Here is a 21,088-nt window from a genome sequence, read left to right as displayed (position 1 = left end):
CACCTCGAAATTGAAATTAGGGCTAACAGCCCTGATAAAAATCAGAGCCGTTAAGATTTACTGCGGGGCTATTTAATGGGCTTTTCTTTTATAGCGCTGATCACACCGAACAGGCTTGCAAGTTGATACCTTGACATATCGAAATTGAACGCCAGTGCAATAAGCACTGTGGAGAGTACAGTCACCACTGCCAGCGCTATAACATTCCAAATAGTAAATAGGGCTAAGAGGCCGGCCACAAATACTGACGCTAACCAAATCGCATAATACACTTTCATTTTTTTACAGCAAATCCTGACTATTTCGAATCGCTCCTGAGCGCCTTCAGGTAATAAAGAAAAAAATTGGCTATATCCGCTTATAAAAATGGATATAAAAACCCAGAAGAAAAAAGATAAAAAACCCAAAAACATCCAAATGTTTTTAATGAATACATCTGCGAACGGGCAGGCTAGAAAGAAAGTAAAATAAACCCCCGCCGGTAGCAGGCCATACTTAACCGTAGAAAAGATAGAAGGAACCTTGTTACTTGAGTTAACCATCTCTTCCGAAATAATCCTTACTTCACTTTTAATCTTTTCATAAGTAATAGTCATTAATTACCTCTGTCAGAATATCATTAAAAGCAATGCTATTTTTTATTGCGCCGCTCATCGTAAAACTCCTTTGCTTCAGCATTTCTTTTGAGCATATCATTGGCCTCTTTAGGGAGCCAATTACCCTGTGCTTTATCAGCTGCCGCCTTTTCATGCTGGTAATTTTGTCCTGCTCGGTTAAATTCGCTTTCTCTGGCATTCGCCCCTGTCTGAGTCTGTACCTCGCCTGCCCTTAGCTCATTTTCCGCTTGATTAGCTCTTTCATTAACAACATTTTGCTGGGATGCAACCTCCGAGCCTACATTAGTACGGATATTGTTTCTGGCAACGCCCGCTTCAATACTTTGGTTTGCGCTGTTATACGCCCCCCCGAACTGGGCGCCTGCTGTATTTGCCGGTGAGCCCATCCCTTCACCCGTGCTTCCTGAATTTCGCGCGTAGTCTCCGTCAATGCGTCCCTGCAGCTTCTCTGCGAAGAACTCCTGAACCAGACCGTCACGCTGCTTCTGAACGCCTTCATCGGACGTATTGGTAAGAATGGTTTCGGCATTCCCCGGCGATCGCCTCTGCGCCCACTCCACAAACTGCTGAGTGTAGTTGTCACGCGCGCCTGCGCTGAGCGTTTCCGTTTCAGAGGCCATTTTCTGCAGTTCATGCGTATGCGACTGGCTGGCGGTGTACTGCGCGTATTTGCTGTCAGACGTGGTGATACCGGAAGAGATCTGGTTCATCAGGCCGGACGCATTGTTATCGACGTGCTGACCGTTATAGGTAGTGCTGTAGTTACGCAGCACATCCATACCCTGACTGAAGTCCTGAGACTCGCGTGCAGAGATAGTTTGCGAATTATCTTTCCCATTTTGCCCGCCTTGTGTCGTTGAAGAAGAGGAACCTGTGCGTTCTGTTCCTTCAACCCCAGCATGCAAATCTCCTTTTGCTGAAGCTCCAGTAACCCATTGACCAGCTTTACCCCAAAGGGCTTTGCTTGAATCAATACCGACTTGGCCACGAACACCTTCATTAAGCTGTAAATTTCGACTCTTATCTTCAAGTTCCGAATATGCCTCATTCAGGCTGATATGGTTACGGGTCGCATAGTCCTGCGCCACGTTCTGCATTTTGTTCACGCGCTCGGCATCGGTGATGCTCATGCCGGTTGAAGCGGACAGCGTTTTCGAATCGCTGTTGCCGAACTGCTCATGAAACTGTTTAAGCTGCGAGCCGGTTTCCTGCACTGAGTGATTGTAGCCCTGCGCCGCCATTTCGGTCTGCGCCATGCTGTCGCGCACCGATCGCTGCGCGGCACTCGCCAGATTCCTGTCAAGATGCAGATCTACCGGGAGGCGGCTGGTTGCGCCGGATGCGTCATACACCGTCTGCCCGTCCTGCGTCATGGTCCTCATAGCGCCGTTACCCAGCTGCATGGTGGTCATCCCCTCGCGGTATGCGCGGTTCAGGTCAGTTTTGTGCCCGTTGATATTATCCATCTGCACGTTACCCACACTCATATTGCCCGATGCCACCGCGCCGGAGTCCGCTGCAGACGCGCTGCTGAGCGCGCTGCCCAGGCTGGAGCTGAGGCTTGCAAAACTCTGGCCCAGCCCGGTGAACAGCCGGAACGCCAGGAAAGGAATGGACAGCATCAGCCAGCCGGCGATGCCTGCCGTTGTGGTGCTGGTTTCCATCAGGCGGTTCATGTTGGAGAGCGTCGGGCCCGTGGCGTGAAAGCTGCTCTGCGTGCTGTAGTTCACCGCAAAGTTAAAGATGGCGAACATCACCGGCCACAGCATCAGGCTGCCCATAAAGTTCAGGTAGCTCTTGATGACGGACCAGGCGATTTCCCGCACGTAGAGCGCCAGCACCATGACCGGAAAAATGCAGATGCAGAAAAGAAGCAGCACCGTGTGCAGCTGCGGCAGCACCTCCGTCGCGATGGTGTAGCTGACCGCGTGCGACAGGCGCAGCTTCATCAGCGACTGCTCGGACGCGATGTCCACCATCGAGGCCGTATCGTTCATGCCCTTCACGTAGCTGTTCAGCCCGCGACGCAGGCCCGCAACGGCGATGTTCTGCATCATAATCGCCTGCGCCGACTTGCTGCTGCCGAGGAAATATTCATAGGAACCTGCCAGCTGCTCGGCGTATACCGTCTGCGGCGCGTTGTTGCCCGGCAGCATGCGGGCCGCATGCGCCATGAACGTGCTGCCTGTATTGTTAGCCTCTGCCGTCAGTAACGTTTTCAGTCGTGGCGCCGCGTCCCTACAGACCATAAACGTCGTGCCGTTAGCGTCGCGCCAGTAGATGGCACGCATCGGGCTCGGGTTGCCGAAGATCTGCGCCTGCACGTCCTCTGACTCCATCACGTCCTGCATGCTGTATTTGTGGTTCAGCATAATGTCCGGCACCACGCAGTTCTTCGCGTACTCCCCCATGTTGTAGGCCAGCACCGGGTTACGGCTGTCGATAGTGAAGCTGTCCTGCAGCAGCTTACTCGCGAACAGCATGCCGGTTTTGGTGTAGGACCGTTCATCCGGGAAGTGAAAGATGTCTTCGTAGGTTGTCGTGAGCGTGTAGCCCACGCCGGTGGCCAGATAGAGCGGCAGAGCAAGCCCAGCCGGCACGTTATCCACGCGCCCGATGGTGTCCGGGGCGGTCAGGTCATTGACCACCACCGTGACCTTCGGCGTCAGCAGCAGGGCGGTGACCATCACGAACGTCATTCCCCAGCCGAACATCGCGCTCAGGCTGTGCGTACGCAGGTAGGTCATCACGCAGAAGGCGATACCCAGCATCTCCGCCACCCAGATTGTGCTCTTCCAGCCGCCGTTTTCCATCACCGTAGCGACCGCATTGAGGCCCATTGTGATCATGCCGCCAGAGCTGACCACCCATATATCAAGCGCCATGCTTACCCCCCGAACTGATAGTTAGACAGTACGCTGTCGGAAACGGATGACGAGAGCTGCTGGCGCGTTTCGGACAGGCTGCGGTCATACTCCGCCAGCCCGTTCTGCTGCACCTGGATGCGCGCGACGCGCTGGCTCAGCTCGTTGCGCACCTGACGCAGGTTCTCGCGAAAGTGCTTGTTCTCTTCCTCGGTATCGAGCGTGCCCGCCGCCCCGCTCGCGGCCACGTCGATCAGCCCGTTGATGTATGACATCACCATATCGGCCGCGATGTACTCCGCCAGGCTGCTGACCACGCTCTGATCCATGCCCACCGACGCGGAGTCGATGGTGTAGCGCAGGATGCGCACGCGGGTGCTGCTGACCAGCGCCTTCTCATTGTCGTTAAGCGCTGTGTCGCTCCGCGCCTTATCAAAGATGTCGTTGAGCATGCTGCGCACCCGGCCGGTCATGCCCTCGTCTTCCGACAGGGTCAGCTCCGCGATAGTCGGCGACAGGCAGGTATTGTTGTCATTGCAGCGGTAGATTTTCTCTGTCCCGCCGTTCAGGAGCGTGTTGAACATCGACTCGCTGCCCCCGCGCGGCTGCAGAAACGTCGGGTTGCCATTCGCGTCATAAATCACCGTGCCGACCATCGACATAATGAACTCCTTCAGCGCGCGATCGTTGCTGAAGAACTGGTTGAGCTTCGTGAACGTGTCCCACGTCAGGTTACGGTTGCGCGGGATGCGCTTTTTCTCTTCCTCGGTCGCCTTGTCGAACACGCTGTTGGTTTCCCCACCCACGCCGCAGCCCTGCCGGGATGCCGCCCAGTCAGAGAACACGTCGTGCTTGGTGCCGAGGTCCTGACAAATCTGCGAGCTGGCCGCCTGGGTTTTTGGCCACAGACCGCCGACGATCGACTGCGCGGCCTGGCAGGTAGAGATGTTCATGTTGTTAGTGTCCGCCGCGAGCTTCTGCAGGTAGTCCTTCACCGCCTTGCACTGCGGGCAGATGGTTTCGAGCCCGAGGTCGAAGGCGTAACCGGCGGCGTTGCTCAGGATCTGCTTGCCCATGATTTTGATGCTGTCGCTGTTGATGAAGCTGAACGATCCGAGGTAGGCGTCGATGCCGCCGCAGCCCGACTTGATGTCCGGGAGCGTCACCGAAATCAGCTGGATGTTGCGCACCGGCGTGCGGATAAACAGGTTGCCGCCGGTCAGGTAGCCCGCTGACTGTCCCTGCCAGGCGGCCGCCTGCGTGTAGTTACCGCCGCCGCCGCCCATGTCGTTAAAAAACTTGTTGATGTCGTTCTGCACGTCCGCGCTCGCGGCAGCGGAAAACAACAGACCTGTTGCGATACCGGCACTTAACGCAAATTTATTCATCACAGCACCCCCAGGAGCACGGCCAGTGCAAACGACTCGTCCAGACGCTGCTTCAGCGCCTCCTCACTCATTTCCCCCTGCGACAGCGGGATCGTCACCAGCGACTGCGTGTTGATAATGAAGTCAGTGGGAGTCGCCTGCGGCAGCTCTGCGAAGAAATCCTTCAGGATGCCGTCATTCACCGGCATAACCTTCGGGAACACTGCGTCACCCTTGCCATCGAAGCTGTAAACGAACACGCCGATACCGGTCTGCTCGGACACCGACTTCAGGGTCGGGTTGAAGCGGTGGCAGTACGGGCAGTCGGAGCGGACAAAGTGCACGATCTGCCAGTGGCCCACGTCCACGCGGCGACCGTCGCTCAGGTGATACCAGACGGGTTTTGCGGGAGCCGGCTGCGCGTCTGCAGCAGGTGAAGGTTGTGCCGGCTCATTTTCCTGTTCAGCGGGCGCGTCCGCACCCTCTTTCGCCTGCTCCAGGCGGGCAATGTCGTCAATCGTGCTGGCCGTGGCCAGCACCGGCGTGAGCATCAGCAGTACGGCAAAGAGTCTTGAAATCATGATTAATCCTCGGGCTGGAAGTCGGTAACGATGTTGAGCATGCGGCGCGCCAGGTCGTCCTGGGTGATAAAGCCGTAGGCCAGCGGCTGGTATTTCTTCGTGCGCGGCTCCACCAGGTAGATGGCCGGGAAGTGTTCTATCTTCATCTTTTCCGCCTGCCCGCCGTTCTGGCGGGTGTCCGGCAGATCCGGGCTGGCGCGTCCGTCCACGGTCACAGGAATAACGGTCAGGCCGTACTGCTCGCTGAACTCCTTCACTACGCCGCCGAGCCGGTTATCCAGCGGCTCGTTACCGCGATAGAAGAAGAACACGCCGTAGCGCTGGTTGACGTAGCGGATGGCCGCCTGCTGCTTCTGGCGCTGCTCGGTGTACTGGATGTTGGCGGTGCCGTTGTAGAACGGGTGCTTCAGGCTGTAGTCCAGCTCCGGGTTGTCCAGCAGCACCTTCTCCCAGCGCGAGGCAAACATGCTGGCCTGATTAACCATCCAGTCCTGAACGATTTTGTAGCGCCGGATGTTTTCGGTTGAGGGGTGCAGCATCGCCTCATTCATCAGGTTGTCGCGAAACGCCTGCAGGCGCTTCATCTTCTGCGTGGGCGTCTCCTGTGGTGCGGCGGGCGTCGGCGCCGGCTGCTCTTCCTCGTCCTTTTTTACCGGCTCGTTGTACCAGTACCAGCCGACCGCCGGGTCATAGTTGTAGCCGTCGGGCTTTGTTTCCTCTGCCGCGTGCAGCGGCGATACCGCCAGCAGCAGCGCGAGGCCGATGAGTTTTCTCACGCTTAGTCTCCTGATTTGAGGCTGTTCTGGATGTCGGAGGTGATGCGCTGGTTCAGCGCGTCCTGGTCGGGCAGTTTGATGTTGCTGTTCAGGTCGTCGTAAAAGTCGCTGAAGTCGATGTGATCGAACTTAATGCCCTGCAGCTCAGCGACCTTTATTCCCCTGCAGTCCGGGCTTTCACCTGAACCGAAGCTGATGCCCAGCTGGTCGCGCCGCCCCTGCTCCTGCACGATGCGGGCAAGCTTGCTGTCGAACACGCAGTAGCCCTCTTTCTGCTGCAGGCAGACCCCGAGCACTTTTTTGGAGCAGTAAGAGCCAACCTTCACGACCAGCTTTTTCTCCTTGCCGGTGCCGATCTCTTTTTCCTCAGTGTTACAGTGCGCGAGCCCCGCGCTCTGCCCCCAGCCGCCGCTTTTGCAGCAGTTGCTGAAGCCCGCCGCGCTTTTGCGGCAGGCCATTGCCTTGCCCGTAAACGCTGTCACTGAGTTCGGGTCCATGCCCGCGAAGTCCTTGCCCGCGGCCGCGAGTGCGGCCAGCTGCGATACCGCCATTTCAAAGTTCTGGTTCTGCCCCGCCTGCATCGCCGAGCAGCTGCCGTCCGAGCAGTAGAACTCCGAACCGCAGACGTAGCCGGTGCTTTTCACGGTATGCGCACACTGGTAAGTCAGCTTGCTGTAGACGCAGAGGTTGCCGATTTTCTGGGTGCAGGTGCGGGTGCCTTCGCTGCAGTTCGGATCGTCGATGTAGGCCTGACAGGTGTTGGTGTCGTCTTCGAACACGTTCCACTGGGTGGTGTAGCCCCAGCAGTCGCTGTAGACGCTGTAGGCCTGCCCGCCCACGGTCACCGAACGGGTGCCGCCCGGGTCGCTGCACACCTCGCTCATCTTGACCGCGTCGCCCATGTCGGCCGGGCAGCTGTCGGTCCATTCAATACCCGCCGTGACCGTGTCGCGCACCGCCTGCATGGGAAGCGTGATGCGCAGCACCTGCGTGCCGTTCGCGAGAGAATTCATGGTGCCATCCCGACCGGACTCATAGTGACCGTCGGTGTTATAGCGAAACAGCACGCTGATAACCTGCCCCTGCGTGACCTTCTGGGCCGGAATGCTGAGGGTGCCGGAATAGTTGATTTTGGTTCGAATCGTCTGCCCAAAGGCCTGGATGGAGTAGTCCAGGCGGTCTCCGTGGTAGCCCGGTGCTTTGGGGTAAAGGAACTCCCAGGTGCCGCTGCTGATGGTGCCGTCTTCCGGCACGACAAAGTCATACTGCATCCACCAGTTGTCCAGCTTTTTGCCGGTAACGTCGCGGGCGTTGAGCACCAGCTGCGTGCCGTACTCCTCGCGCGATCCGGTGGTCACGATGGTTGCCTTACGCGTGCACGATTGAGTTAGCGGAGTGGCCATTTCACAGCTGTGCGTGGTGTAGGTGGTTTTGTTCAGCTCCTGCGCCACACACTGGCTGCCGTTCACGCCGGTGATGGCGTTAGCGTTTTCCCGGATCTCGTCGCTGTACTTCATCATGTCAGAGTCGTAGCTGAGCTTGTCCGCCGGGTTATTCACATAGGACTCGCGCGCGGTCTGCCCGAGGTCGGACTCGCTCAGCTCCGTCTGCCCCTTCACGTCAATGTTCGATGACGTCTGGGTCGGTCCACTGTAGTAGCCGCGCTGCGGCGCGTCTGAGCTGTAGTTGTCGAAGTAGCCGTTCGGATCGGCGCTGGTCGTGCCGTCAGCAGATTTGCCGGCGTTAATGCCTTCCTGGTTGGAAGCGTCCATTGACGCCGCCAGGACGCTGGCTGACAGGCAGGTCAGCAGCAGCCCCTGCAGCAGGGAGCGAGTGGCTTTTTTCATGAGAGTTTCCGGAGTGGTCAGAAGAATGGCCCGCCGCAGCGGGTAGGTCTCTGTGCTTCAGCGTGCTAAAGCACGATGTCTGATAAACCATGTCGCTACAGAGCTGATCAGGGAAAACAGCACGCTGGTTTTGTAGAGTGCTACCAGAGCGCGGTTAGTTTTATCTACCCATAAAGACTGAGGAACAGCTTGTCTGTGGCATTCAGGGGTTGTCTCAGGAACCGACAGCACAACGCCTGCGTCAGCGTTTTTTGCGCATATCCAGACATGCCCGGCGGGTGCATCCCGAACCAGTTGCTCGGCGCCTTTAAGTAACCCGTCACCGATATTTCCTCCGCTTATCCATATGAAGAGCAGCACGCCCAGGATGACCGGGTGTATGACCAGCGTCCTGAGCAGAAAATAAGTAGCCGGAGTTAAATACGCAGCAGCCTTATCAAGGCAGCCGCGCCAGGTGCAGTTCAGTAAAAACATCGTCATTACCTCTCTTTATCAGCAGTACGACAGTCGCCGCGCGTCTCGATCATGCTCAGCGCCTGATTCAGTGCCACGTTGCCGTACACGATGTCGAAGCGGTCACCGCACTTTTTCACCAGCGCCGGCACCTGCTTCACCCCGTAGCGGTCAAAGCGCACCGGATCTATCTGCACGCCGCGCACCTTGTAGGTGCTGACCATGTACATCATGTACTTCGCGGTCTGCTCCATGCTGTCGCCAACCAGCCCCCGGAAGTAAACCGGAATGTCCCGGGCTTCGGCCGCCTTCATCAGGATGGCCATCTCCTTTTCGGGCACAGAGGCGGACAGGAAATAGGCCGTCTCATTTTCCGTGCTACCGACCTGCGTGCCCTGCGGCGCGTCTTCCGCCTGCGCGGCCAGCGCCGCCGTCAGTCCGGCGGCAATCAGCAGCGCGTTGCGTGTTTTCCTCATAAGTCCTCGCTTAAAGCACAACGCAGTTGCGCTTTTTCCAGATGAGATAGCCGTAGTTCTTTTTGGTGGTCGGCATTTCCTTGCCGGTCTGCCACAGCATCACGTTGCGCCCGAAGGGATGACACGACGCCACGTCCGGGATGGTGTTCACCATCTGATAGCGGTAACGACTTTTCGGCATGATCGCAGACGGGTACTCGTAGCAGACGGCGGTGTTCTGCGGCACGGTGTCCAGGATGAGTCCCTCGCGGTGCAGCTTGAAGTCCATCCGCTCGGAGAGCAGCGCGCCGCTGTTAAGCCCGCTCGACTCGTTCACGATGTTGCCCGTGAACGGGTACATCGAGCCGTGCGAGCCCGCGCACCAGAACAGCGCATCAATCGGCTTGCTCACGCCCGCCGCCACCGCGTCCGCCGCGCAGGCCATCTGCGCCACCGGGTTTGCAAACAGCATCACCTCCGGGTTCAGGAACAGCGCCAGGTTGTCGTTCTGCCAGGTCGGGTCCAGCTCTGACAGGTAGCCGATGTCGTACTCCCCGCCCTGCATGCACATCTCCGAGGTAATAATGTTGAGCCAGGAGATCAGCGGGTACTTGTACCAGTGGACGTGATAGAACGTGCCCGGGTGCTCGTTCGCCGTTTTCGTGCCGGTGCCGGTGCCGGTGTTCGGGATGTTGATGTTGAAGCCGCCCATGTTCACCATGCAGCCGGGCGAGCGCGTCACGTCAGTCATCGCAAACGGCTCCCAGAAGCCAATCGCGATGCCCGGGCGCTCAAAAATGGGCGGCGGCGCCGGGCAGAACTGAATGGGTGATGACGGGTTTTCGGTATCCGGCAGCGATCCGGCCGACACCTGCACGCTGCCAATGCTCATCGGGAACAGGCACTCCCAGCACACGTCGGTGATGGGGTTAACCCAGCGCCCCTCGCAGGTTAGGGACGTCTTGCCGTTGTCAGCGGCAAGCGCCGGCTGGCAGACCCACACCGCGAGCGCCAGTAAAACCGTGCGCCAGGCCATATCAGCCCCCTTTCTTCACGCCGCCGCGCGCTTTTTCCACCGCCCCCTGCAGCGCCTGCAGGTCGGTTGCCCCCGGGATAACGCTGACGTTCTCAGCGGTGGCGCCTGTGACCGGCATGACGAAGAAGGCGGGCGTGCCCTGAATGCCGAGGCTGCGGGCCAGCTGGTTGTTTTTCTCCAGCGCCGCGCCCATCGCCTCGACCTCTTCTTTCGGCGTCGTGGTCACGCCCGCCTTCACCGCCGCCTGGCGGATGTCTTCATCCAGCAGCTTCCCTTCGTTGTGGCCGGTCGCGTAGAGCGCGGCGTGGTAGCGGTGGTACGCCTCTGCGCCGCCTTTCCTGTACACAGACAGGCCAACTTTCGCCGCCTGTACCGATGCAGGCCAGCGGCTGCCGAAGATTGGCCATTCCTTATAGATGAAACGCACGTTCGGGTTCTGGCTGATGAACTGCTCCACGGTCGGGGCGACTTTCGCGCAGTAGATGCACTGGTAGTCAAAGAACTGGATGACCGCGACGTCGCCCTTCGGGTGCAGCACCGGCGAGGTCGGATCGTTCAGCAGCCCGTCCTGCTCCTTCAGCGCCGCGCCAGCGGCGGAGGCCATCTGTTTCTCCTGCGACTGCGCCTGCAGCTTCTGGCTCATTTCAATCAGGATTTCCGGGTGCGCGCGCAGGTAGTCCGCTGCAATCGCGCCGATCTGGGCTTTCTGCGCATCGCTGAAGGCGTTGTCAGCGGCAATCGCGTGCCCGGTCAGGCTCAGCGTCAGGACGGCGGCGAGGATGTGCTTTTTCATGTCTGGCTCCGTTAGCGGTCGGGAAGACCGAATTCAGTAATAAGGAAGAGTTTTTTTCCGGGCGCCTGCTTCACCTCTGCAGGCACCTGCGTGATGCCGAACTTTTTCGTGATGTTGCCGGTCTGGTCGAAGTAGACCCGGCTGCCGAGGGCCTCTGCGCTGTCGCGCACGTTGCCGTTAACGAGAATGACGCGGGACGTCGTGGTGTGCGGCACCTGCTGCTTCATCCAGGCAATCTGCCGGTCGTCGTCGGCGTCGATGAAGTAAAGCGTCTCGTCAAACACCGGAATGACGTCAAACGGGTTCACTACCTGGCCTTTATGCGCAAACACCACGCCGTTCTGGTCGGCAATGTCGCGCTGCACCGTGAACGACGGGTCAAACAGGCGGCTGTGCGTCTCGCGCGCGGTAGTGAGTCCTGCCACCGGCGGCGGGCGCATCGCCTCGTCCTCAGCCTTTTTCTGCATGTCCCGCTCGATGTCGGCCTGCGACCGGCCGGCAAAGTGCTCTTTCAGGTTGTCTTTCAGGACCGCGATCAGGTTGCGCTCGCGGATGTCCCAGGTATCGCCGTACGTGCCCAGCTCAGCCGCGCCCGCCTGCAGGCTGAGCATGGCGAGCAGCGCGCCGGCGACTGCACGCGCCAGCGGAGTTGCATGTATCATCGGGAGGCTCCCGTTGGGGTGATCGGACAGGGTTACTGCTGCGGGTTACCGGCCTTCATCAGCTCGGCGAGGCGCGCCTGAATTTCCGGCGTGGCGTCCGGCAGGCCGGTGACTACGGCAGGGCTCACCAGAATGGCCGCACCGTGTTCGCTGGCATATTCCGCCGTAGCGGTGGTGACGCTGCGGTCAAAGCGGGTCAGCAGCGCCTTACGCTGGTCGTCGGTCAGGTCAAGCTTCGCGGTCTGGCGGATAAGCGCGTTGGTCGTGCCCTTCATGTCAAAGGTGACAAGCTCAGGCGGCTTCAGCCAGAGGAACCAGGCGGTCGCGCAGACGCCCACACTCAGCGCAACAGACAGGCCGCAGCCCGTCACAAGGTGTTTTGTATTCAAAGTTGCATCTCCCGCAGCATGTGGATGATGTCGCGCTTGTGCGCGTCGTTGTCGGCCATCTCAAACAGGATGTCCTTGATGTCAGCGCCCTCGCGCAGGCGCTTCTCGCGGTAGGTGAAGTCCTCGCCTTTGGAGGAGAACAGCCCGTCGCTCAGCGGATCGAGAATGAGGCGATGGAAACTGGAGAATTCGCCCACGCTCAGCAGGAACGAGCTGTAGCGCGCCTTTTTCGCCGGCGGAAACTTCCTGATCATTTCCCACTCCAGCTCGCTGAAGGCGTGCGGCTCCTCCTTCTGGAAGGTGGTGAACGATTTGGCGTCCTGCATACAGGTAAACTTGAACGAGCTGTTGTCGTAGGCTGCAAGCGCCGCCGTGGACAGGTTTTTATCGCGTATCGCCTGGGTCACCGTACCGTAGGAGCCGTTGTGACGGCGGGCGGTGCGGTAACCCTCCTCGATGAAGTCTTTAATCTTGGTGCTCGATCCGCCCAGCAGCTTCCAGCCCTCGTCGATGATGTTCATCTTCCGCATGCTGCGCGGCGTGGTGTACATCATGTTCTCGTTCCAGATCATGATGGTGAAGAGAATGGCCGACAGCAGGTCCTGCTGCTTGCGCAGGTCGCCCAGCTCGGTGACCACGAACTGCAGGTCAGGCTTCAGGGTCGGCTCGGACGAGTTAAAGAACTTCCCGTAGATGCCTGTGGTGCTGTACTTGCCGAGCAGCGTGGTAATTTCGTCAATTCGCCCGCCAATCAGCGAGGAGTGCTCGCGGGTGATCGCGGCCTGCTGTTTTTTGAGGTACTCAATGACGTGATCGATACGCATGTCCTGCTGATACTGAGGCCACGACTCGGTGATGGCCTCCAGAATCAGCGACTCGTGCACCTCGTCCAGCAGGCCGTTGGGGCTTGCCAGAATGCACAGCTGATCGCGAATACGCTCGGCCGCAAGCGTAATGTCGGTGACGTTCGCAAACGGGTTAAAGCGCAGCGACTCGCCGTTGATGTAAGTGCCGCCCAGGCTGCTGCAGGCCGCCTTGTAAGAGTCGCCGATGTCCTGCACCGCCACCGTGCCGCCCTTGTCCAGCACCGAGCGCGCAATGGAGTTCGCCAGCACCGACTTGCCTGCACCCGAGGTGCCGGACATAAACCAGTTGAAGTTGGTGTTCGGCAGGCTCTCATCAAACACGTCGATGAATGCGACCTGGTTGCGGTAGCTCGGGATAAGAATGCCCGAGGCGCACAGCTTGTTATCCCCGATGACCGGCATCAGGTTTACCGCGTGAAACGACTCCGAACGCTGGATGCCGCCGGTCTTGCGGCAGTCGGCACGCAGCTTCTTGTTCACCATTGCAAACGGTAGCGTGGCCAGCAGGTTGCGCAGCTGCATAAAGTCGGCGCGCACGAAGCGCAGGCCTTGCGCGGCGAAGGCGTTGCGCGTCTTTTCGGTATAGCGGGACGTCAGGTCGTCGTCGTCCGGGCAGAAGAGCGTGATGCCGTAGAAGTAGCTCGTGAGCGACGTCTGATTTGACAGCAGCCGCGCGCGGGCGTCTTTCCACTCGGCGTGCTGACGCGTGGTGGACGGAATGTACTTGGCGTAACTGGTGTTCACGCGCGAGTCCAGCGCCAGGAAGCGGCTGTTGGCCTCGCCCTGACTCTTCATCTGCTCCTCGGTGGTCAGCACCATCGTGCAGATAAACGGGCAGGGAATGCCGTTAGTCGGCGACATCAGGTCCTGAAAAATATTGCCGTTCTGCCACAGGTAATGCTCCTGCGGGTTGTTGTCGAGGTTCAGATTCACCATGCGCGCGGCAAACGGCTTACTGTCCCTGTCACTGCCCTCGATGCGGATATGCGAGGGCTTCACCCGCCAGGACGTGGTGCGGTCTACGAACTGCGTGCTCAGATCGGCCGCCGGATCGTACTCGCTGTCGTAGCGCTCAAGGCGCGCCGGGTCATGGTTGAAGAACTCGCGCAGCACGCTGCTGAACTCCGTTACGCCGATGGCCTCAGACCAGATGTCGGCCGCATTAAGGGCGTTCAGCAGGTTACGGCGTACGTCGCGCACGCGCACCAGGTCGGTTTCAGACAGATTTTTAACCGGCATGCCCCATACAAAGAACAGCCGGTAGTCGCGCAGTGTCAGAGGATGGTCGAGCCCGTTGCTGTAGGTATAGCGCGCCCCGTTCAGGTAAAAGCGGGCGGTGACGTCGTTACACTCGTCTGCCCGGTGCCCCTTCCAGGCGAAATTTTTCAGCCCCTGCTCAACCTGCTCTTTCACCGCCCGGGAGGAAACCAGCATCACCTGCAGCGGAACATCGCGGGGGGTCACGTCGCGCAGCAGATACTCCAGGCTTTCGGCCAGCTTCTCGTTGGCGCCAATCAGCGGCTGCGACTCAATCACGAAGCCCACTGACTCCTTGTTCACCCAGATCTGACTCTCGCTGTCATAGTCCCGGTAAGGCAGCAGGTCGCGGATATGGGGGTAGTCCATGTCCTGCAGCTTCTGGCGCGTTTCGTTCGTGGTGTCGCGCTCCCCCAGAATGCCCGCCACTGTGTCCACCACGTTCAGCGGGTCAAAGCGGAAGCCTTTCAGAAATTTCATGCGGACCTCACATCAGAATGCCGCTCCAGTCGCCGTGACTGGAGACACTGTAGATGACCTCGCCCATGTGGACGTTGTTGTCAGGGGAGACGTACGGCGCAATCCAGATGCGCGCCACGCCGTCAGGGCGGCGGAACGCGGCGGCCGGCTCCGGGAAGCAGTGCGCCGCGCTGCAGTACGCGGTCTGCCGGGCGTCAGTGCGCAGCACGCCGTTTTCCCGCGTGAACGGGCGGACCCCGCCGGATGACGCCACGCGCACCGGGATGCCGTCGTTGAGGCCGCTGCGGCCCGCCTGCGCCTCCGTCTGCGGGTCCAGGCGGATGGTGCCGGTATCAATCAGGCGGTAGTCGTCCAGGCGAATGCCCGCGCCGGTGAAACCGCCTGCGGCGGAAGCGGCTGACGGGGCGTTGCCGCTGCTTCCGGCTGACATGTCGTCGGCCTGCGACATCCAGACCCCGGAGTCCTTAGCCGGCTTGTCGAACTCAAAGTCGCTGTTCATGCCTGCGCAGCCGCTCAGCATTACGGCCAGCGCGCTGATGATAAAAGAGTGAGCTTTAGTCATGGTGCTCTCCGTCTGCGTGTTGGTTGAGAAGGTCTTTCATGAGGGTCATGGTCAGCGCGGTTTTTCCCGCGCCGGTTTCGCCCGTTGTCAGAAAGTGACCAGAAAGAGGCTGGTCATCAGCAGGCTGGGTATGGCTTACATCTGTCGGGTTATTCATGGTGTTCTCCGTCGGCGCTACCGGATGACAGCGCGTCGATTTCGGTAAAGTCGATAAAGAGGTCGCCGTTTTTGCCGCTGGTCCCGAGCCGGGACAGCATGCTCATGGCAAAGGCATCGCCGGGGGCGACCTCCAGCAGTCGCCGCAACGTTTCCCCGAACAGGGCGACGTAGCCGTCGTCCGGGATGAGGCCGGGCTTGCAGTAGAGCTTCTTTACGCCAAACCCCAGCGCCTGCAGGCCCGGGATGCGCGCGTCGGCCTCACGCCCGAAGCAGTTCACCGTCCGTTCGGTAAAAACCATCCAGCCGCAGTGCTCTGCGTGACGAAGCCGGATTTTTTCGACTGTCATTGCGCCACGCCCTGCGGGGCCGTGCCCTTCGCCTGTCCGCCGTTAGTTGGGGTCACGAAGTCGTTCATGTTGAGGCGGGTGGCGTCTCCGAGCTTGCCCACCAGATCCGGCGGCAGGCCGCTGTTGCCCTGCTCCCGCGTCTGCGTGTCCTGCTGCTGCCCGCCCGAGCGCTGCTGCTCTTTCGCGAGCTTCGCGGCCTCTTCATCCTCAATAAACTTCGCGCGGAAGCCTTCGATAAACACCACTTCCACGCGGTTCGCCGCGCCGATCGGGATAATCGGGTGATACTGCTCGGCGCGCTCGATGTAGTAGTCGGCCAGCTTGTCCGCCGCCTTGCCCACGCCGCCGCCGATGGCGCCGCGCGCCACGTCTCCGCCGCTCACAGTGCTGGTTGCCCCGATACCGGTGACTGTCTGGCCAACCTGCGAGGCGCTCTGTCCCAGCCCGCCCAGCGCGCCAGCGGTAAAGGCCAGCCCGAGGATTTTGCCGTTGCGCATCACCGGCACGCCCTTGATGCCGTTTTTGCCGTAAAAGGCGACGTGGCCCTTCACAGCCTGATCGATGTGTTTGCCGTCGATGATGCAGGAGAGGCGCTGCAGCTGAACGATGGCCCGCTCGCTGGAGATGTCACCGTATGCTGCGGCCGTCACGAAGCAGTTATCGAACCGGTCGAATTTGTTGTTGCCCGGCAGGTGCGCTTTGCCCTTGAGTTTGAACTGCATCGGCACAAGGTTGTTTTCCCCTCGCACCGAGGCGTTGGCGTCGGCCCCCTCGATCACGATGGCGTCGGAGAACGTACCGGTCGGCACCCAGAACGAGGTGTCCTTCGCTTTGGGCTCAAACTGCGAGTAGTCAAACGTCTGGTTATCGATCTGGCCCTTTTGCACCGGCGCGGGCGCAAAGGTGTATTCCGTGCGCGGCGGCGTATAGCCTGCGCCTTGCTGACCACCTGGAGCGACCTTCGACTTATCCTGTTGATTTTTCAGCTGCTCCATCAGGTCGGAGACGTTCTGCTGCAGGGACTTGTTATTGTTCATCACGTCCGACATCTGGTCTTTCAGCGACTTGAAGTCTTTCTGCATCGAGGAGAGCTGCTCCCGCGCTTCCTTTTCCCGGTTCTGCGCGCTCACCAGCAGCGAGCCCTGTCCTGAACCGTCAAACGTGTTCACCACCCCGCCGCCGGTCAGGTCCGGTTCAGCGGCAACACTGTCGGGCTTGTCAGCTTTTTTTACTGAATGGCCGGACACGCCCCGGTTGGCAAGGTACAGACCGCCGATGATGACGGCAGCGGCGGCCAGGATGATGGCAAACAGCCGACGCTGTTTGCTGCGGACCAGGCTGTTAAGGTTCATCCGGGCCTCCTCGGGTGCGGAACACGGTTATTACCGACACCTTTGCACCAGGCTCCAGCACGTCGAGCTGCGGATGAAACGCCACAGCCATCACGCCCGGGCTCCAGAAGTAGCGCTCGCTCAGGCGGATGCGCTGCGAGGAAAGGCTGGTGATGTCCGTGCGCACGATGCGCACCCGGTCGCCCTGCCATGCCGTCACCGGGCGCAGCGCAAACGCGCTTTTTACAGATTCGCTAACCGGGACGTCGGTGTTTTTGCTGAACACGTAGCCCGCAGGCTTGCGGTTGGTGATGAAACGCCCGACCAGGCCGCTGATAAGCGCGCTGTAGGTATCCTGCTTCTGCTCGTACTCCCGCGCCTCCTCCGTGCCCTGCACCTCGCGGTTATCAACCGTCAGGCTCAGGCCGGCGCGCTTGCCCGGGGTCGCCTGTACCGAGAAGGCAAAGCCTGACGCGGTCTGCACGAACATGGTGAACGGCTTGTCGGTCACGGTAGAAAACACAATCGCGCCTTCTGGCGTCGGGGATTTGGCGCTCAGCACCCCCTGCGCCGCCTGCACGCTGAGAATGCGGTCGTCATTCACACGCAGGTAATTGGGGTTAGTGTTACTCACCGCCGCGTTGACGCGCGCGCCGGGGCTCAGCGTCAGCTGCTCCGCGCGGGCGCCAAAGGCAGTCAGTAGCGCCACGGCGCTGATTAGCAAAGATTTACGCATCGGGAACCTCCAGGAAAGCGCTCCAGCAGAGACGGTTGTTTCGGGTATCGGTACGCAGGCGGTAGTGCTTCTTCACCGGGCTCGCGTCGTGCAGTCCGTAGCTCAGCTGCAGATCGCCTGATACATCAACGATGCCCTTATCCGGCCAGACGCTGACGTCTTTCGGATAGAACACCGAGCCGCCGCTGTTTCCCTTCACGCGTGAGGCTTCGTCCGCCAGCACGCCCTTCAGGGACTTCTCTGCGCCGTCGCAGGCACCTGCCAGCAGCATTTCGTGGCTGGCGTCTGCGTTGCTGTCGGAAATGTTGAGGCGCAGGTTCATCCACGCCAGCGCCATCAGGCGCAGGTAGCGGGCGTCGCCGCGCTCGCCGGTAAAACTGAACGGCGTATCCGCGCCGTAGGGAATAACAATGGTCTGTCGGTTATTAACGAGCTGATTCATCAGCGCCCGGTTATCGCCGTAAATGCGCCAGCTGAGCGCCAGCGCGAGGATTGTGATAACGAGCAGCACCAGAATAGCCACGGCCATATTGCGGTTTCCCGCCGAACGCAGCTTTAATTCCATGTTGTCTCCGGAGGGGGGTCAGGCGACCCAGTGCCGTTTGTAGCTGTCAGGCAGGATGCTGATAAAGAAGCGCATCACTGATGTAGGCAGGCACCAGTACGCCAGGTTGAGAAGATACTGAGAACCGCGGCCTTTCTTGAGATGACGAATTCCAACCACGGCGGCTAAGAGCGTGGGGCCGAAAATCCACATGTTGAGGAAGATAGCCAGCAGTGCCAGTGGCACGTACAGGCAGAACTCATCAGGTGGCAGCCCCACGAACCGCTTTTGCTCGGAAAACGTAGCCGCAAAGGTATACCGGTCACGTTTACCCATTAGCGCGCGTTAAGACGGGATGATGCCGAAGGCAACGTTGATAAACACCATGACTGCGGCGATGCCGCCAAACATGGCCAGGTTTTTGGTTTTCACATAGGTAAACACGGCAGCGATGATTTCGAGGATATACAGAATCCAAACGACTGTACTTCCAGATCCGAACGTATCGTTAATCGTAGTTTTCCCGTTTGCGAAAAGGTCTTCCGCGTGGGCTGGCATAGCAGCAGCAGCCAGGATCGCCATTCCAGTGAACAGAGCAGGTTTGTTTGCTTTGTTCCACGCTACCGCCCCTGCCTTGCGGCAGTAATTTACACACGAAGAGAGAGTGCCCTTCATAGGAATTTTCCTCAGTTAGGGATATAATGGTTAGTTGGTTGAACTATCGTCTTTCACTGCCTGTATGGTCTTAAGTCAAATTACGAGCTTACTGGTAACGCCTCCTTTACATATTTGTGGTCTGGCAACAGAAACTTACGTTTTCCTTACTGGCTGACGTTTTTTTACGCTTCCGGATCGCACACTTCAACATAAGTTATTGATCTTGCTGATCAATTTCACTTATCGTCATGGTGAGAAATTTCACTTAAGTTCCTAACCGATTGAATGAGAATGAAAAATCATGCCTGAAACTGCCGATTTGGTTGTTCTTGTCGCCGATCCGGCGGGCTTTGCGGCTGAGATTTTTAGGACAAATCATGAGGAAGCCTTAAGTGAACTACTCAATGATGCCCTTCTGCATTACATGCGTGACCCGGGCTGGTATGAGGTCACCTTCAGAGAAAACCGCTATTATGCCTGCCAGCTGGTCACCATTCCGCTGCTCGCCTTTATTAAAAATCGCGTACCGGCCAGACTGTTGCAGGCAACGGCCGAACGTTCACTCGCGCAGATAACAGATTATTCAGACGTGGCCGATCCGGCCGCCTGGATAATGATTAATGCAGATTTTTTTTCTCCCCTTCCCCGCCCCGGCGTAAATCTTTGGCAGGCCCGTAAATTAAAGAACAGCCTTAATAAAGCGGTATTTACTGATCCGGGTGATATAACGGAGCCTCAAAAAAAACCTGCACTGCCTGGTGTGAAATCATCGGCTGATGGTAAAAAAGACGTCGCGTCTGAGATTTTTCCCGGAAATAAACGCGGCCCCAGTGCGGATAAAATAATGGAGCGGGTCATGCTCGGCTGGCGCGTAAAAGATATATGCGAAGAACAGGGCTGTTCTGAATCTTACGTTTACAAGCTGATTAAAAAACGTAAGGGAAATTCCGCAATGGAATACCGCTGGAAGCAGTGGGAGCTGATTGCGGGCATGTATCACGCCGAGCCAAAAATGACGATAGAAGAAATTGAGCAGACCTGCGGAGTATCTCGCGCAGTCATCTATCACGCCGTTAAAAAAATAGCCGATCGTGACGGACAGAAAATCATCCCTCGGGAGCATGAGAGAAAACTGACACCAGAAGATGTTGAGGCGATAAAAGTAAAGTTAAGCCAGGGCATACTCAGAAAGCATATTCTGACTGAATACAGCATCACGAACGACACGCTTATTAAGTACGTTGGCACGCATGAAGATTACAGGGTTATATCTGAAGAATTAAAAGACTATGCGGTGCGATTGCGCGTGCAGGGTAAAACCCTACAGCAAACCGCCGATATACTTGGCGTGACGGTCGCAACGGTTAAACGCGCATGGAGCAAAAAGAAAGACTCTCCTGACATTAAGGAAAAGCGCGTCAAGTATGATAACCGTAACGTGCTGTCTAAACGTGACCGCGATCAGGCAGTTAATGCTGTGTTACGAGATGGTCATACAAGAAAGCAGGTTTATACACAATATGGAATTAATGCGCTGACGCTACGTCGTTATATTCGTGACGCGCTGAAAAGAGAGACCGATGCACTGAGGGAGGATGATAATGAAAAGGATGGACAGGGTAACTCCTGAATAAGAAGCCTGATGTATTCGCTGATAGATCAGGCTGGCATTAATTATTTAAAGTACTCCAGTAATTTACCAGCAACTCTTTCTTTCATCTCTTTAGGCCAGTCTGGATCAAGAAGCATTTCGTTCCTGACGACTTTAGAAGTATCAACTGTTTCTTTCATGATGCCAAAAATGGCATCGATAATGAACCCATTCATGAGCGCGTTTTTGGCAATTAACTCCAGTTTCTGATCAAGCGTTTTTTCTGAAGCATCCTTGTTGATTTTGTTTTCATGCACTCGCAAACCGAGTTTGAACATCTCCATAACAAAGGATGATCGGTTAGCGGTATCGCGAGACTCTCCATCCTCAAGCATTTTTTCAACGTGCGCATCAACCTTTTCAAGTAAAGAGAATGGAACGGTAAGGTAAACCCGGTTTCGTTTGGATGAGTTATCGTCATTCATATTAATTCTGGCCTTAACTTTTTTTAAGAGATAAAACCCATCTCATCGGATGAGTTGCCTCGGCTCCTGCACTGCTTAAATAGCGTGCTTTTTTGGGATGCCACATGGCAACCTTATAGCCACCATTAAGAAAACACAAGGCCCCCAAAAGGCATTTTTTCAACTATTCTTAGCGCTATCTCGATGATTTTCATAATTATGCCTTAAAGCCTCTTTCTGGAGGCTTTAAGGCC

23 protein-coding genes are annotated in these 21,088 nt (G+C 57.9%); 1 reads left to right on the top strand and 22 read right to left on the bottom strand.

Annotated elements, in window-relative coordinates:
- Nucleotides 1–68: 68 nt before the first annotated feature.
- The 21 genes from PVE98_RS23490 to PVE98_RS23390 are packed head-to-tail and all read right to left on the bottom strand — an operon-like array spanning nt 69 to nt 18,797.
- A complete protein-coding gene (locus PVE98_RS23490; protein ID WP_069729353.1) occupies nt 69–596 on the bottom strand; it encodes a hypothetical protein in 528 nt (175 codons plus the stop codon).
- Between the two features lie 35 nt (nt 597–631).
- Entirely contained in the window at nt 632–3,502 is a 2,871-nt protein-coding gene (gene traG, locus PVE98_RS23485; RefSeq protein WP_069729354.1) for a conjugal transfer mating-pair stabilization protein TraG, read from the bottom strand.
- A 2-nt stretch (nt 3,503–3,504) separates the two neighbouring features.
- The gene (locus PVE98_RS23480; protein ID WP_069729355.1) at nt 3,505–4,869 is read right to left on the bottom strand and encodes a conjugal transfer protein TraH; all 1,365 of its coding nucleotides are present in this window, start codon (nt 4,867–4,869) and stop codon (nt 3,505–3,507) included.
- Nucleotides 4,869–5,429: a type-F conjugative transfer system pilin assembly thiol-disulfide isomerase TrbB gene (gene trbB / locus PVE98_RS23475; RefSeq protein ID WP_069729356.1), complete on the bottom strand. Its 561-nt coding sequence runs from the start codon at nt 5,427–5,429 to the stop codon at nt 4,869–4,871. The genes PVE98_RS23480 and trbB overlap by 1 nt, the downstream gene beginning before the upstream one ends.
- A 2-nt stretch (nt 5,430–5,431) precedes the next feature.
- Nucleotides 5,432–6,205, bottom strand: a complete 774-nt coding sequence (gene traF / locus PVE98_RS23470) for a type-F conjugative transfer system pilin assembly protein TraF (protein ID WP_122983638.1) — start codon at nt 6,203–6,205, stop codon at nt 5,432–5,434.
- 2 nt (nt 6,206–6,207) lie between these two features.
- Nucleotides 6,208–8,052 (bottom strand): conjugal transfer protein TraN, encoded by a 1,845-nt coding sequence (locus PVE98_RS23465; RefSeq protein ID WP_069729358.1) that lies wholly within the window; start codon nt 8,050–8,052, stop codon nt 6,208–6,210.
- A gap of 57 nt (nt 8,053–8,109) precedes the next feature.
- Nucleotides 8,110–8,532, bottom strand: a complete 423-nt coding sequence (locus PVE98_RS23460; RefSeq protein WP_069729359.1) for a hypothetical protein — start codon at nt 8,530–8,532, stop codon at nt 8,110–8,112.
- Complete coding sequence (gene trbC / locus PVE98_RS23455; protein ID WP_069729360.1) at nt 8,532–8,981, bottom strand: type-F conjugative transfer system pilin assembly protein TrbC; 450 nt, start codon at nt 8,979–8,981, stop codon at nt 8,532–8,534. The genes PVE98_RS23460 and trbC overlap by 1 nt, the downstream gene beginning before the upstream one ends.
- A gap of 10 nt (nt 8,982–8,991) precedes the next feature.
- The gene (gene traU, locus PVE98_RS23450; RefSeq protein WP_069729361.1) at nt 8,992–9,996 is read right to left on the bottom strand and encodes a conjugal transfer pilus assembly protein TraU; all 1,005 of its coding nucleotides are present in this window, start codon (nt 9,994–9,996) and stop codon (nt 8,992–8,994) included.
- Between the two features lies 1 nt (nt 9,997).
- Nucleotides 9,998–10,789 (bottom strand): DsbA family protein, encoded by a 792-nt coding sequence (locus PVE98_RS23445; protein WP_069729362.1) that lies wholly within the window; start codon nt 10,787–10,789, stop codon nt 9,998–10,000.
- An 11-nt stretch (nt 10,790–10,800) separates the two neighbouring features.
- The gene (gene traW, locus PVE98_RS23440) at nt 10,801–11,451 is read right to left on the bottom strand and encodes a type-F conjugative transfer system protein TraW (RefSeq protein WP_084227888.1); all 651 of its coding nucleotides are present in this window, start codon (nt 11,449–11,451) and stop codon (nt 10,801–10,803) included.
- Between the two features lie 32 nt (nt 11,452–11,483).
- The gene (locus PVE98_RS23435; RefSeq protein WP_084227890.1) at nt 11,484–11,840 is read right to left on the bottom strand and encodes a TrbI F-type domain-containing protein; all 357 of its coding nucleotides are present in this window, start codon (nt 11,838–11,840) and stop codon (nt 11,484–11,486) included.
- A complete protein-coding gene (gene traC, locus PVE98_RS23430; protein WP_069729363.1) occupies nt 11,837–14,443 on the bottom strand; it encodes a type IV secretion system protein TraC in 2,607 nt (868 codons plus the stop codon). The genes PVE98_RS23435 and traC overlap by 4 nt, the downstream gene beginning before the upstream one ends.
- Before the next feature lie 7 nt (nt 14,444–14,450).
- The gene (locus tag PVE98_RS23425) at nt 14,451–15,005 is read right to left on the bottom strand and encodes a TraV family lipoprotein (protein ID WP_069729364.1); all 555 of its coding nucleotides are present in this window, start codon (nt 15,003–15,005) and stop codon (nt 14,451–14,453) included.
- A complete protein-coding gene (locus tag PVE98_RS23420; RefSeq protein WP_159222887.1) occupies nt 14,998–15,162 on the bottom strand; it encodes a hypothetical protein in 165 nt (54 codons plus the stop codon). Before PVE98_RS23420 ends, PVE98_RS23425 begins: the two co-directional genes overlap by 8 nt.
- Nucleotides 15,155–15,511, bottom strand: a complete 357-nt coding sequence (locus tag PVE98_RS23415; RefSeq protein WP_069729365.1) for a hypothetical protein — start codon at nt 15,509–15,511, stop codon at nt 15,155–15,157. The genes PVE98_RS23420 and PVE98_RS23415 overlap by 8 nt, the downstream gene beginning before the upstream one ends.
- Entirely contained in the window at nt 15,508–16,863 is a 1,356-nt protein-coding gene (locus PVE98_RS23410) for a TrbI/VirB10 family protein (RefSeq protein WP_069729366.1), read from the bottom strand. Before PVE98_RS23410 ends, PVE98_RS23415 begins: the two co-directional genes overlap by 4 nt.
- Nucleotides 16,853–17,578, bottom strand: coding sequence for a type-F conjugative transfer system secretin TraK (locus PVE98_RS23405; RefSeq protein WP_069729367.1), 726 nt, complete (start codon nt 17,576–17,578; stop codon nt 16,853–16,855). The genes PVE98_RS23410 and PVE98_RS23405 overlap by 11 nt, the downstream gene beginning before the upstream one ends.
- Nucleotides 17,571–18,143 carry a TraE/TraK family type IV conjugative transfer system protein gene (locus PVE98_RS23400; protein ID WP_048786170.1) on the bottom strand — a complete coding sequence of 191 codons (573 nt, stop codon included), beginning with the start codon at nt 18,141–18,143 and terminating at the stop codon, nt 17,571–17,573. Before PVE98_RS23400 ends, PVE98_RS23405 begins: the two co-directional genes overlap by 8 nt.
- 18 nt (nt 18,144–18,161) lie before the next feature.
- Nucleotides 18,162–18,458 (bottom strand): type IV conjugative transfer system protein TraL, encoded by a 297-nt coding sequence (traL, locus tag PVE98_RS23395; protein ID WP_048786172.1) that lies wholly within the window; start codon nt 18,456–18,458, stop codon nt 18,162–18,164.
- A gap of 9 nt (nt 18,459–18,467) precedes the next feature.
- Nucleotides 18,468–18,797, bottom strand: a complete 330-nt coding sequence (locus PVE98_RS23390) for a type IV conjugative transfer system pilin TraA (RefSeq protein WP_052259267.1) — start codon at nt 18,795–18,797, stop codon at nt 18,468–18,470.
- 283 nt (nt 18,798–19,080) lie between these two features.
- On the opposite strand from PVE98_RS23390, the gene PVE98_RS23385 reads away from it, so the two are divergent.
- Complete coding sequence (locus tag PVE98_RS23385; protein ID WP_069729368.1) at nt 19,081–20,409, top strand: helix-turn-helix domain-containing protein; 1,329 nt, start codon at nt 19,081–19,083, stop codon at nt 20,407–20,409.
- A gap of 44 nt (nt 20,410–20,453) precedes the next feature.
- Here PVE98_RS23385 and PVE98_RS23380 read toward each other — a convergent pair whose 3' ends face one another.
- On the bottom strand, nt 20,454–20,855 hold the full coding sequence (locus tag PVE98_RS23380; RefSeq protein WP_084227892.1) for a hypothetical protein: 402 nt from the start codon (nt 20,853–20,855) through the stop codon (nt 20,454–20,456).
- Nucleotides 20,856–21,088 lie beyond the last annotated feature (233 nt).

The organism is Pantoea sp. GABEPS69 (assembly GCF_045780835.1).
GTDB classification, from domain to species: Bacteria; Pseudomonadota; Gammaproteobacteria; order Enterobacterales; family Enterobacteriaceae; genus Pantoea; species Pantoea septica.
Note: the sequence above shows the minus strand (reverse complement) of the source record. Positions and strands in the feature narration are given on the sequence as shown.

What these genes read in the sequence shown, in the direction of transcription:
- PVE98_RS23420 (WP_159222887.1), bottom strand. Translation starts at nt 15,162, where the DNA reads ATGAATAACCCGACAGATGTAAGCCATACCCAGCCTGCTGATGACCAG.
- trbC (WP_069729360.1), bottom strand. Translation starts at nt 8,981, where the DNA reads ATGAGGAAAACACGCAACGCGCTGCTGATTGCCGCCGGACTGACGGCG.
- PVE98_RS23385 (WP_069729368.1), top strand. Translation starts at nt 19,081, where the DNA reads ATGCCTGAAACTGCCGATTTGGTTGTTCTTGTCGCCGATCCGGCGGGC.
- traC (WP_069729363.1), bottom strand. Translation starts at nt 14,443, where the DNA reads ATGAAATTTCTGAAAGGCTTCCGCTTTGACCCGCTGAACGTGGTGGAC.
- PVE98_RS23425 (WP_069729364.1), bottom strand. Translation starts at nt 15,005, where the DNA reads ATGACTAAAGCTCACTCTTTTATCATCAGCGCGCTGGCCGTAATGCTG.
- PVE98_RS23400 (WP_048786170.1), bottom strand. Translation starts at nt 18,143, where the DNA reads ATGGAATTAAAGCTGCGTTCGGCGGGAAACCGCAATATGGCCGTGGCT.
- PVE98_RS23410 (WP_069729366.1), bottom strand. Translation starts at nt 16,863, where the DNA reads ATGAACCTTAACAGCCTGGTCCGCAGCAAACAGCGTCGGCTGTTTGCC.
- trbB (WP_069729356.1), bottom strand. Translation starts at nt 5,429, where the DNA reads ATGATTTCAAGACTCTTTGCCGTACTGCTGATGCTCACGCCGGTGCTG.
- PVE98_RS23460 (WP_069729359.1), bottom strand. Translation starts at nt 8,532, where the DNA reads ATGACGATGTTTTTACTGAACTGCACCTGGCGCGGCTGCCTTGATAAG.
- PVE98_RS23480 (WP_069729355.1), bottom strand. Translation starts at nt 4,869, where the DNA reads ATGAATAAATTTGCGTTAAGTGCCGGTATCGCAACAGGTCTGTTGTTT.
- traU (WP_069729361.1), bottom strand. Translation starts at nt 9,996, where the DNA reads ATGGCCTGGCGCACGGTTTTACTGGCGCTCGCGGTGTGGGTCTGCCAG.
- PVE98_RS23445 (WP_069729362.1), bottom strand. Translation starts at nt 10,789, where the DNA reads ATGAAAAAGCACATCCTCGCCGCCGTCCTGACGCTGAGCCTGACCGGG.
- PVE98_RS23465 (WP_069729358.1), bottom strand. Translation starts at nt 8,052, where the DNA reads ATGAAAAAAGCCACTCGCTCCCTGCTGCAGGGGCTGCTGCTGACCTGC.
- PVE98_RS23380 (WP_084227892.1), bottom strand. Translation starts at nt 20,855, where the DNA reads ATGAATGACGATAACTCATCCAAACGAAACCGGGTTTACCTTACCGTT.
- PVE98_RS23490 (WP_069729353.1), bottom strand. Translation starts at nt 596, where the DNA reads ATGACTATTACTTATGAAAAGATTAAAAGTGAAGTAAGGATTATTTCG.
- PVE98_RS23405 (WP_069729367.1), bottom strand. Translation starts at nt 17,578, where the DNA reads ATGCGTAAATCTTTGCTAATCAGCGCCGTGGCGCTACTGACTGCCTTT.
- traL (WP_048786172.1), bottom strand. Translation starts at nt 18,458, where the DNA reads ATGGGTAAACGTGACCGGTATACCTTTGCGGCTACGTTTTCCGAGCAA.
- PVE98_RS23415 (WP_069729365.1), bottom strand. Translation starts at nt 15,511, where the DNA reads ATGACAGTCGAAAAAATCCGGCTTCGTCACGCAGAGCACTGCGGCTGG.
- PVE98_RS23390 (WP_052259267.1), bottom strand. Translation starts at nt 18,797, where the DNA reads ATGAAGGGCACTCTCTCTTCGTGTGTAAATTACTGCCGCAAGGCAGGG.
- traW (WP_084227888.1), bottom strand. Translation starts at nt 11,451, where the DNA reads ATGATACATGCAACTCCGCTGGCGCGTGCAGTCGCCGGCGCGCTGCTC.
- traG (WP_069729354.1), bottom strand. Translation starts at nt 3,502, where the DNA reads ATGGCGCTTGATATATGGGTGGTCAGCTCTGGCGGCATGATCACAATG.